The sequence below is a fragment of the Amycolatopsis sp. WAC 01416 genome (genome assembly GCF_003947485.1).
Taxonomy (GTDB): Bacteria; Actinomycetota; Actinomycetes; order Mycobacteriales; family Pseudonocardiaceae; genus Amycolatopsis.
The window spans coordinates 741,252-751,174 of record NZ_QHHX01000004.1; the positions used below are offsets into that span (position 1 = coordinate 741,252).

General features: G+C 66.5%; 6 protein-coding genes. 4 read left to right on the forward strand and 2 right to left on the reverse strand.

Annotated elements, in window-relative coordinates; all coding sequences use genetic code 11:
- Window position 1 precedes the first annotated feature (1 nt).
- Both DL990_RS17240 and DL990_RS17245 read right to left on the reverse strand, forming a co-directional pair.
- Window positions 2-673 (reverse strand): FadR/GntR family transcriptional regulator, encoded by a 672-nt coding sequence (locus tag DL990_RS17240; RefSeq protein ID WP_125786919.1) that lies wholly within the window; start codon window positions 671-673, stop codon window positions 2-4.
- A gap of 316 nt (window positions 674-989) precedes the next feature.
- The gene (locus tag DL990_RS17245) at window positions 990-1,391 is read right to left on the reverse strand and encodes a nitroreductase/quinone reductase family protein (RefSeq protein WP_125781224.1); all 402 of its coding nucleotides are present in this window, start codon (window positions 1,389-1,391) and stop codon (window positions 990-992) included.
- Window positions 1,392-1,525: 134 nt separating this feature from the next.
- Between DL990_RS17245 and DL990_RS17250 the strand changes: the two genes are divergently transcribed.
- The 4 genes from DL990_RS17250 (at window position 1,526) to DL990_RS17265 (ending at window position 9,562) form a co-directional block, all read left to right on the forward strand.
- Window positions 1,526-2,602 carry a plasmid pRiA4b ORF-3 family protein gene (locus DL990_RS17250; protein ID WP_233620493.1) on the forward strand — a complete coding sequence of 359 codons (1,077 nt, stop codon included), beginning with the start codon at window positions 1,526-1,528 and terminating at the stop codon, window positions 2,600-2,602.
- Window positions 2,603-2,807: 205 nt separating this feature from the next.
- A complete protein-coding gene (gene dnaE / locus DL990_RS17255) occupies window positions 2,808-6,392 on the forward strand; it encodes a DNA polymerase III subunit alpha (protein ID WP_125781218.1) in 3,585 nt (1,194 codons plus the stop codon).
- Complete coding sequence (locus DL990_RS17260) at window positions 6,392-7,864, forward strand: MFS transporter (RefSeq protein WP_125799244.1); 1,473 nt, start codon at window positions 6,392-6,394, stop codon at window positions 7,862-7,864. Before dnaE ends, DL990_RS17260 begins: the two co-directional genes overlap by 1 nt.
- Window positions 7,865-8,317: 453 nt before the next feature.
- Window positions 8,318-9,562, forward strand: a complete 1,245-nt coding sequence (locus DL990_RS17265) for a low temperature requirement protein A (RefSeq protein WP_125799245.1) — start codon at window positions 8,318-8,320, stop codon at window positions 9,560-9,562.
- Window positions 9,563-9,923: the final 361 nt, after the last annotated feature.

Genomic DNA, 9,923 nt, shown 5'->3' on the forward strand with positions numbered 1-9,923 from the left:
TTCAGTCGTCCTTGTTCTGGTGCGTGGCATGGCCCGGCCGCACGATGGTGGTGAGCGCGGTCTCGACGTGTTCGAGATGCGAGGTCATCGCCGCGACGGCGTCCGCTTCGGAGCCGGCGGCGATGGCGGTGACGATCTCACGGTGCTCGGTGTTCGAGCGGGTCCGACGGCCACCCAATTGGTTGAGAAACGACGACTGGCGAGCCAGCGCGTCCCGGATTTCTTCGATGACCTTGCCGAACACCGGATTGCCCGAGGCCTGGGCGATGGTGATGTGGAACAGCGAATCCAGCGCCACCCACGCGGTGTTGTCGGTTTCGAGGTCCATGCGCTCGACGAGGTGACCGAGCAGATCCAGGTCGTCGGTGCTGCGGCGCACGGCCGCGTAGCCTGCGACCGGGATCTCGACATGTCGCCGGACCTCGAACAGGTCACGGGCCGAGTAGGTCCCGAAGGTCGGGTTCTCGACCGGCCCGGTGGCGGTCACGAAGGTCCCTTTGCCCGTTTTGGACACGGTCAGCCCGAGTGCCTGAAGTCCCCGCAGTGCTTCGCGGACGACTGAGCGGCTGACCTCGAACTCCTTGCCGAGCGCGGATTCCGACGGCAGTTTCTCCCCGACGGGATACTCGCCGCGCTCGATGGCGCCGCGGAGGTGGGCCAGAACGGCCTCCATCGCGCTGACGCGTCGTGGACCACCGTGTCCGGCTGTCTGGCTGTCAGACAGGTTCATGAGACGAGATCGTGCGGTCGGTCCAACGCTTTGTCAAGGGATCAGCCCGAGGGTGCCGATCCAGCCTGCGAGGTCCGCGTCGATGGGGTAATCGCCTGAGAATTGAAAGCCGTGCTGGGCGCCTTCGCGGGTGCGGAGTCCCGTGGTGACACCGGATTCCCGCGTCGAGGTGGCCAGTGTCACACCGTTGTCGGTGCGGTGGGTCGTGAGTGGCGATTCGGGTTCTAACCCGAATCGCCACTCACGACCCACGCGAGCTTCAGACGCGGCTCAGCGCGATCACCGGGAACGGCCTGCTGGTCTTCGCCTGATGCTCGGCCAGCCGCGGGAACGCCTTCGCCTGCTTCGCGAACAGACGGTCCCGAGCCGCCCCGGTGACTTCGATCGCGTGAGCGGTGAAGCTCTCTCCGTCCGCTTCGACGTCGACAGACGGCTCCGCGATCAGGTTGCGATACCAGTCCGGATGCGCGGGTGCGCCTCCGTTGGCGGCGAAGACGACGTAGCGGTCGTCGTCGGCCAAGAACAGCATCGGCGTCACGTGCCGCCGTCCGGTGCGGGCGCCGGCGGTGGTGAGCAGCAGGGTCGGGAGGCCATCGCCGTGGCGGCCGTTCGCGCGGAACTCCGCGATGACGTGTTCGTTCATGGCCTGCAGGTCGATCATCAACTCTCCGGGGCGGCTCGGTGATCTTGGCGGCTGGTCAGTCTGCACATCCACGCCCAGGTCGGCAAGCATTTTCGGATCGTCGCCGGTCATGACGGTGCCGAAACTGTCGGTGCCGATCCGATACTGGAGTGGTGAGCCCCGTCAGCCGCGGCCGCAAGCCCGCCAAACGACCGAAGAGCCAGCGTTCCCTCCGGCCAAGTCCGCCTCTGGACGTGGCCAGGGTGGAGCGCTGGCCGAAGCTGCTCCACGGCCCGATCGAACTGTCGGACTGTGTGGTCCAAGGCCAAGTGGATCAGGACCTCGTGGTACTGGCCGCCAAGCTGACCGCGGGCAAACGCTCGGTCGGGGTCGAGGTGGTGGTCAACGATCGAGAGGTCGACGTGATCGACCTCCACGCCGTTCCCGAGGACGCCCTGGCGGTTCTTCGCAACGGCTTCGAGGTCACCGAGGCACCGCTGACCCCCGAGGAGTTCCGGAGTCAGGTCGAAGCGGCCCTGGTCGTCAGAGCGGATTCCGACCGCTGGTACGAAGACCACGCCCCGGCGATCTTCCGGCTGCGCTCCGAGTCCGATCTGCCCGAACGTGCCACTCGGCTGCGGCATTGGCTCGGTCTTCCCGAGTACGAGCCGGTGCCCCGGTCGGCGGTGGCCGATCCCTTGCCGCTCGTGCTGCCGCCGCCCGGTCCGGTCACCGGGATGTGGCTCGCGGTCGCGTTGGAAGAACCGGAGCCCGCGATCTGGCGGCGGTTGCTGGTCCGCTCCGACGTCACCCTCGCCGGATTGCACCGGATCCTCGCGGCCGCGTTCGACAGGGAGGAGCAGCAGGACCATCGATTCGAAACCGCGTACGGCGGGTTCGGCGCCGACATCCAGGGTGGGGAAGGCGACCGCTTGGACGACGAGGCGACCCTCGGCCAAGTCGTGACGGTGCCGGGCCATCGCATGGTCTACGAGGCGGGCATGTGGGAGCACTGGATCCGGGTGGAGCGCCTGGCCGCCGTTCCCGAAGTGGCGGGCTGTCTCGGCGGTGAACGCGCCGCGCCGCCGTCGGAATGCGAGAACGTCCAGAGCTACGAGCTGCTCATGGAGGCGCTGAGGCATCCGTACGACGAAGAAGACGAAGACCTGATCGAGGAACTCGGCCCCGGATTCGATCCGGAGTGGTTCGACAAGGAGGTGGTCGACGAGCGGCTGGCCCGGCTGGGCTGACCTGGCGAGGCAGGCTTCGCGCCCATTCGGGTGGTGATCGCTCCGGCGAGCCAGCTGGATTTGATCTCGCCGAACTAGCAGACTCGGCAGCGCCCGAGGGCCGTATCCCCCCGCAGGTTGCCGATGATCATGACAAGCCTAGGGTGGGAGGACCGGCCCGCGTCAAGCAGCCAGGGATCCGTCTGCCTAGGGGAGGTTTTCGCTGGTGTCGAACGATTCCTTCGTCCACCTGCATGTGCACACCGAGTACTCGATGCTCGACGGTGCGGCGAAGATCGCCCCCTTGTTCAAGGAGGCGGCGCGCCTGGGTATGCCCGCGGTCGGGATGACCGACCACGGCAACATGTACGGCGCGGACGAGTTCTACCAGCAGGCGGTCAAGCACGACCTCAAGCCGATCATCGGCATCGAGGCCTACATCGCGCCGGAGAGCCGGTTCCACAAGAAGCCGGTGTTCTGGGGCCAGGCCAACCAGCGTGGCTCCGACGAGTTCGGTGAAGGCGGCGACGTCTCCGGTAGTGGTTCCTACACACACATGACGATGCTCGCCGAGAACTCCACCGGGCTGCGGAACCTGTTCAAGCTCTCCTCGCTGGCGAGCATGCAGGGCTACTACCGCAAGCCCCGGATGGACCGCGAGCTGATCTCGGAGAACCACCAAGGCATCATCGCGACCACCGGCTGCCCCTCGGGCGAGGTGCAGACGCGACTGCGGCTGGGGCAGCGGACCGAGGCGATCCAGGCCGCGTCGGACTACAAGGACATCTTCGGCGCCGACAACTTCTTCCTCGAACTCATGGACCACGGGCTGCCGATCGAGCGGTCGGTCCGTGAAGGCCTGCTCGAGGTCGGCAAGCTGCTCGACCTCAAGCCGCTGGCCACCAACGACTCGCATTACGTCACCAAGGACCAGGCCGACACCCACTCCGCGCTGCTGTGCGTGCAGGCTGGCAAGACGCTGAACGACCCGAACCGGTTCAAGTTCGACGGCGACGGCTACTACCTGAAGTCGGCCGCCGACATGCGGGAGTACTGGGACAAGGAAGTTCCCGGTGCCGCCGACTCGACGCTGCTGATCGCCGAGCGCGTCGAGTCCTACAAAGACGTCTACACGCACAAGGACCGGCTGCCGTTCTTCGAGGTCCCTGAGGGCTACGACCAGGGCTCCTGGCTGCGGGAAGAGGTCGCGCGCGGCCTCAAGTGGCGGTACCCGGACGGAGTGCCGGACGAGTACTACAACGAGCGCATCGAGATCGAACTCGACGTCATCATCGGAAAGGGCTTCCCCGCCTACTTCCTCATCGTCGCCGACCTCATCAACTACGCCCGCAAGGTCGGCATCCGGGTCGGCCCCGGCCGTGGTTCGGCCGCCGGTTCGCTGGTCGCGTACGTCCTCGGTATCACCAACCTGGACCCGATCCCGCAGAAACTGCTGTTCGAGCGGTTCCTGAACCCCGAGCGCGTCTCGATGCCCGACATCGACATCGACTTCGACGACCGCCGTCGCGGCGAGATGATCCGCTACGCCACCGACAAATACGGCGTCGACAAGGTCGCGCAGGTCATCACCTTCGGCACCATTAAGACAAAGGCGGCCATCAAGGACTCCGCCCGCGTCCACTTCGGACAGCCCGGCTACGCCATCGCGGACCGGATCTCGAAGGCGCTGCCGCCGCCGATCATGGCGAAGGACATCCCGCTCTCAGGCATCGTCGACTCCAAGCACGAGCGCTACGGCGAGGCCGCCGAGGTCCGCGCGCTCGTCGAGACCGACGAAGAGTGCAAGACGATCTTCGAGACCGCCCGCGGTCTCGAAGGACTGATCCGCAACGCCGGTGTCCACGCCTGCGCGGTCATCATGTCCTGCGACCCGCTGACCGACGCCATCCCGCTGTGGCAGCGTGACGACGGCTCGATCATCACCGGCTGGGACTACCCGTCGTGTGAGAACATCGGCCTGCTCAAGATGGACTTCCTCGGCCTGCGGAACCTCACCGTCATCGGTGACGCGATCGACAACATCAAGACCAACCGCGGGGTCGACATCGACCTCGACACCCTCGGCGTCGAAGACCCGGAGACGTACAAGCTGCTCTCCCGCGGTGACACGCTCGGCGTGTTCCAGCTGGACGGCGGGCCCATGCGTGACCTGCTGCGCCGGATGCAGCCGACGGTCTTCGACGACATCGTGGCGGTGGGCGCGCTGTACCGCCCCGGCCCGATGGGCATGAACGCGCACAACGACTACGCCGACCGCAAGAACAACCGGCAAAAAGTCAAACCGATCCACCCCGAGCTCGAAGAGCCCCTGAAGGAGATCCTGGCCGACACCTACGGCCTGATCGTCTATCAGGAGCAGATCATGCACATCGGCCAGAAGGTGGCCGGGTACTCGATGGGCCGCGCGGACGTGCTCCGCCGCGCGATGGGCAAGAAGAAGCAGGAAGTCCTCGAGAAGGAGTTCGTGGGCTTCGAAGAGGGGATGAAGTCGAGCGACCTGCTCGAAGGCGGCTTCTCCTCCGAGTCGATCAAGGCGCTCTGGGACACGATCCTCCCGTTCGCCGGCTACGCGTTCAACAAGAGTCACGCGGCCGCGTACGGCCTGATCTCGTACTGGACCGCGTACCTCAAGGCGAACTTCACGCCGGAGTACATGGCCGCGCTGCTCACCTCGGTGGGTGACAACAAGGACAAGTCCGCGGTCTATCTGTCCGAGTGCCGTCGCCTCGGCATCAAGGTCCTCCCGCCGGACGTCAACGAGTCGGCGCTGAGGTTCGCGGCCGTCGGGGACGACATCCGCTTCGGGATGGGTGCCGTCCGCAACGTCGGCGCGAACGTCGTCGAGTCGATCATCAAGACCCGTGAGGAGAAGGGGAAGTACTCCTCCTTCACCGACTTCCTCGACAAGTCCGAACTGGTGGCCTGCAACAAGCGTGTCATCGAATCGCTGATCAAGGCCGGCGGCTTCGACTCGCTCGGCAACACGCGGCTCTCGATGATCCAGGTGCACGAGGACGCGGTCGAGGCCGTGGTCCCGCTCAAGCGCCAGGAAGCGATGGGTCAGTTCGACCTCTTCGGGTTCGGCGGGGACGACGACGCCGGGGACGCGGTGTCCTCGTCGCCGCTCGCGCATCTGAAGTTCGGGGAAGAGGAGTATCCGCGCAAGCAGCTCCTGGCCTACGAACGGGAGATGCTCGGCCTCTACGTCTCGGCGCACCCGCTGGACGGCGCCGAACGCATCCTGCGCAAACACGCGCCGCGGCCGATCGCCGGGATCCTCGCCGATCCGCCGAAGGAAGGTGAGCTGGTCGTCTCCGGGCTGATCACCTCGCTGGAACGCCGGGTCAACAAGAAGGGCGAGCCCTGGGCGATCTGCACCATCGAGGACATGGACGCCTCGCTCGAGGTCCTGTACTTCCCGAAGTCCTACGCGATGTTCTCCGCCGATCTCATCGAGGACAACGCGGTGCTGGTCAAGGGCAGGGTGAACTGGCGCGAGGACAAGATGTCCATCTTCGGCGGCGGGCTCGTGCCGCTCGACCTGTCCGAGGTCGGCAACGGCGACGAGGATCTGCCGCTCGTCCTGCTGGCCGCGGCGGAGAAGATCGACCAGTCGGTGGTCAGCGAGCTGAAGCAGACGTTGCTGGCGCACAAGGGCGAGACCCCGGTGCACCTGAAGCTGGTCGGCAAGAACCAGACGGTCTTCGCGCTCTACGACTATCCGGTCAAGGTGACTTCGATGCTGATCGGTGAGCTCAAGGGGATTCCCGGCATCGCCGCCAGCACCTGATGAGCACCTACGAACCCGATCCCCGGCGCTGGAAGGCGCTCGCCGTCTCCCTCGCCGCCGGGTTCATGGGCCTGCTCGACGTCAGCATCGTCAACACGGCGCTGCCGTCGATCCAGAAGGATCTCGGCGCGTCGAGCGGCGGGATCCAGTGGGTCGTGTCGGGCTACGCGCTGGCCTTCGGGCTGGTGCTGGTGTCCGGCGGCAGGCTCGGCGACGCGCTCGGCCGTCGCCGCATGTTCCTGTTCGCGCTCGCCGCCTTCGTGCTGACCAGCGCGTTCGCCGGCGCGGCGCCGAACGAGACGACGCTGATCATCGCGCGGCTGCTGCAGGGTTTCGCCTCGGGCATGATGACGCCGCAGAACAGCGGGATGATCCAGGACCTGTTCCGCGGCGCGGAACGAGGCCGCGCGTTCGGCATGTTCGGCGCCACCGTCGGGATCTCGACCGCCGTCGGACCCGTGCTCGGCGGCGTGATCCTCGCGGTCTTCGGTGATCCGGAAGGCTGGCGCTGGATCTTCTACGTGAACGTGCCCATCGGGATCGTGGCGTTCGCCCTCGCTTTGAGATGGCTCCCGAAACCGGGGACACCGGCGAGAAGCCTGCGGGGCGAGATCGACTTCGTCGGCGTCATGCTGCTGGGTGTCGCCGTCCTCGGCGTCCTGCTGCCGTTGATCGAATCCGAACAGGGCGGGCTCAGCAGCCTGTGGTGGCTGTTCGTGGTCGCGGTGGTCTTCGGTTTCGCGTTCGTGCGCTGGGAACGCTCGATGGTGCGACGCGGCCGTCCGCCGCTGCTCGACACCCGGCTGTTCACCGGCACCCCGGGCTACGCCACGGGTGCCGCCGTCGGCGCGCTGTACTTCAGCGGGTTCACCGGTATGTGGCTGGTCTTCGCCATCTTCTTCCAGCAGGGCCTCGGCTACACGCCGCTGCAATCCGGGCTCGCCGTCACCTCCTTCGCCCTCGGTTCGGCCGTGTCGGCGGCGATCGCGGGACGGCTGGTGCCGAAATGGGGCCGCAAGCTCACCGTCACCGGGCTGGTCATGGTGATCGCCGGGATGATCACGGTCGCCGTCCTCGCCGGGCAGGATCCCGGTGCCGCGGCGGGCTGGTGGTTCGCGCTGCCGTTGCTCGTCGCGGGCGTCGGCGGCGGCATGGTCATCTCGCCCAACACCACGCTGACCCTGGAATGCGTCCCGACGTCGATGGCGGGGGTGGCCGGGGGAGCGTTGCAGACCGGACAGCGGATCGGCACGGCGATCGGCACCGTCGTGCTGGCCTCGGTCTTCCACGCCGTACTGGGCGCGAACGGCGGCTACCCGTCGGCGCTGACCGCGGCGATGCTGTGCGCCGCCGTCCTGACGAGTTCGGCGCTTCTACTCGCCGTGATCGAACTCCGTGCCCGCCGGAAGCGGCGTTTGCTCACCGAGCGGGAGGAAGCCGAGCGGGCCGCGGCCGACAGCCAACGCGGCTGAGTCATCCGTGCGTGCCGATGACTACGTTCGGCAAGACCGATGCTCCATCCGAGTGACTGACGCCGTCATCCTCTGGTGCTACTCAGAGCAACCGGGTAGACCTAACGGAGCCTTCACTGCTGTGTCTTGGCTACCGACAGTGGTATTTCTGTCGGTCGATCGGGGATGGATCGACCGGCGAAGCGATCGTGGTGAGTCCGGAGTTTCAGGAATGGACACCCACGGTCACGAGCCGGTGGACGGCCGTCGGCGTCCGCGGGGGACCGTTCGGCGGCAGCCGGCTCACCACCACTGACGAGCCGAGTCCTGGTGAGGCATTCGCGCGGGTGGGTCCGCGCGGGGTCGCCTGGGGAGGTGCACCCGGCCCGGGCCCACTCGCCGCGCGTTCCTCCGAGTGTGTGAACCGCTCCCGGCTGCGAAGATCTTCCGCAGAACGAGCGTGGAGGAGCGGTGATGGCGGAGGGTTCTGTACGGCGGAGTCGGCTGCGGGTCTGGTACCGGCCGATGACGATGCGCGATTCCGGAGAAGGGCACCGGGTCGCGACCCCGCTGGAGCTGTTGTTCGACCTGTGTTTCGTGGTCGCCGTCGCGCAGGCGGCCGCCGGTCTGCATCACGCGATCGCCGAAAACCACATCGGGCACGGGGTGCTCAGCTTCGGGATGGTGTTCTTCGCGATCTGGTGGGGCTGGCTGAACTTCAGCTGGTTCGCGTCCTCGTTCGACACCGACGACGTCCCGTACCGCTTGGTGACCTTGGTGCAGATCGCCGGCGGGCTGACCGTCGCCGCCGGTGTCTCGTCGGCCTTCAAGGGCGACTTCACGATCATGGTGGCCGGTTACGTCCTGATGCGGCTGGCGATGGTCGTGCAATGGCTGCGCGCCGCGCGGACCGATCCGCACTGCCGCCCGGCCGCGGCGCGGTACGCCATCGGCATCACGATCGTCCAGATCCTGTGGATCGTCCGCCTCGGCCTGCCGGAGTCGCTGGCGCTGCCGTCGTTCTTCGTGCTCCTGGTGGCCGAGCTCGCGGTCCCGATGATCGCCGAACGCAAGCGCTGGACGGGCTGGCATCCGCACCACATCGCCGAGCGCTACGGCCTGTTCACGATCATCGTGCTGGGTGAATCCATCCTCGGCGCGACCACCGCGGTCAAGGAGGGGCTGGACAAAGGCGAGCACACCGGCAGCCTGATCTCGCTCGCCGCCGCGGGGCTCGTGCTGCTCTTCTCCCTGTGGTGGCTGTACTTCGACCAGCCGGGCCACGTCCGGCTCGAGAAGGCGAAGAGCCTGTTCACCGTCGCGAGCTGGGGTTATGGGCACTACCTGATCTTCGCTTCGGCGGCCGCGCTCGGCGCCGGCCTCGAAGTCGCCGTCGACTACGACACCCACACTGGACACGTCGCCTCGCTGCCCGCGGCCATGGCCACGACCGTGCCCGTCGCGATCTACCTGCTCAGCGTCTGGCTGATGCACATCGGCCCCACCAACGAATGCCGTCCGATCGCGCTCGGGTTCCCGGTGACCGCGGTGCTCGTGCTCGCCGCTTCGTTCACGTCCGCGCCCATCCACATCACCGCCGGGCTCGCCGCCGCCCTCGTCGTGCTGACGGTCGTCGCCACGCACGGAGAGCCGGTTCCGGGGGAGGGCCCGATCGACGCAGGTCAGCGCCCCGACGCGAAAAAGGGGACCCCCCTGTAAACGCCGGTTTCGGGCCGTGTAATGTTCTCTTCGTCGCCAGGGAAACCGAGCGGCCGCCGGGAACACGAACCAAGCTCCCACCGGATGGTGGTAGAGTGGGTGGTCCCGAACCGGAGAGGTAACTCTACCCCGCTGAAACGGCAGTTTCGAGCAGGTGTTAGCGTATGCTCCGGACAAAAGCCAAGAAATGACTGCTTCGGATAAGGCCGGGTTTTGCCTGGTGCGATCTGGGGTGTGTTGCTTGAGAACTCAACAGTGTGCTAGTGAACTAAGCCAGTAGAGCTTATGTATTTGAACCTCGTTTGAGGTTCCTTTGAGAGCAAGAAAATTTGCCTCGATCAAATTTGACATTGTTGGAGAG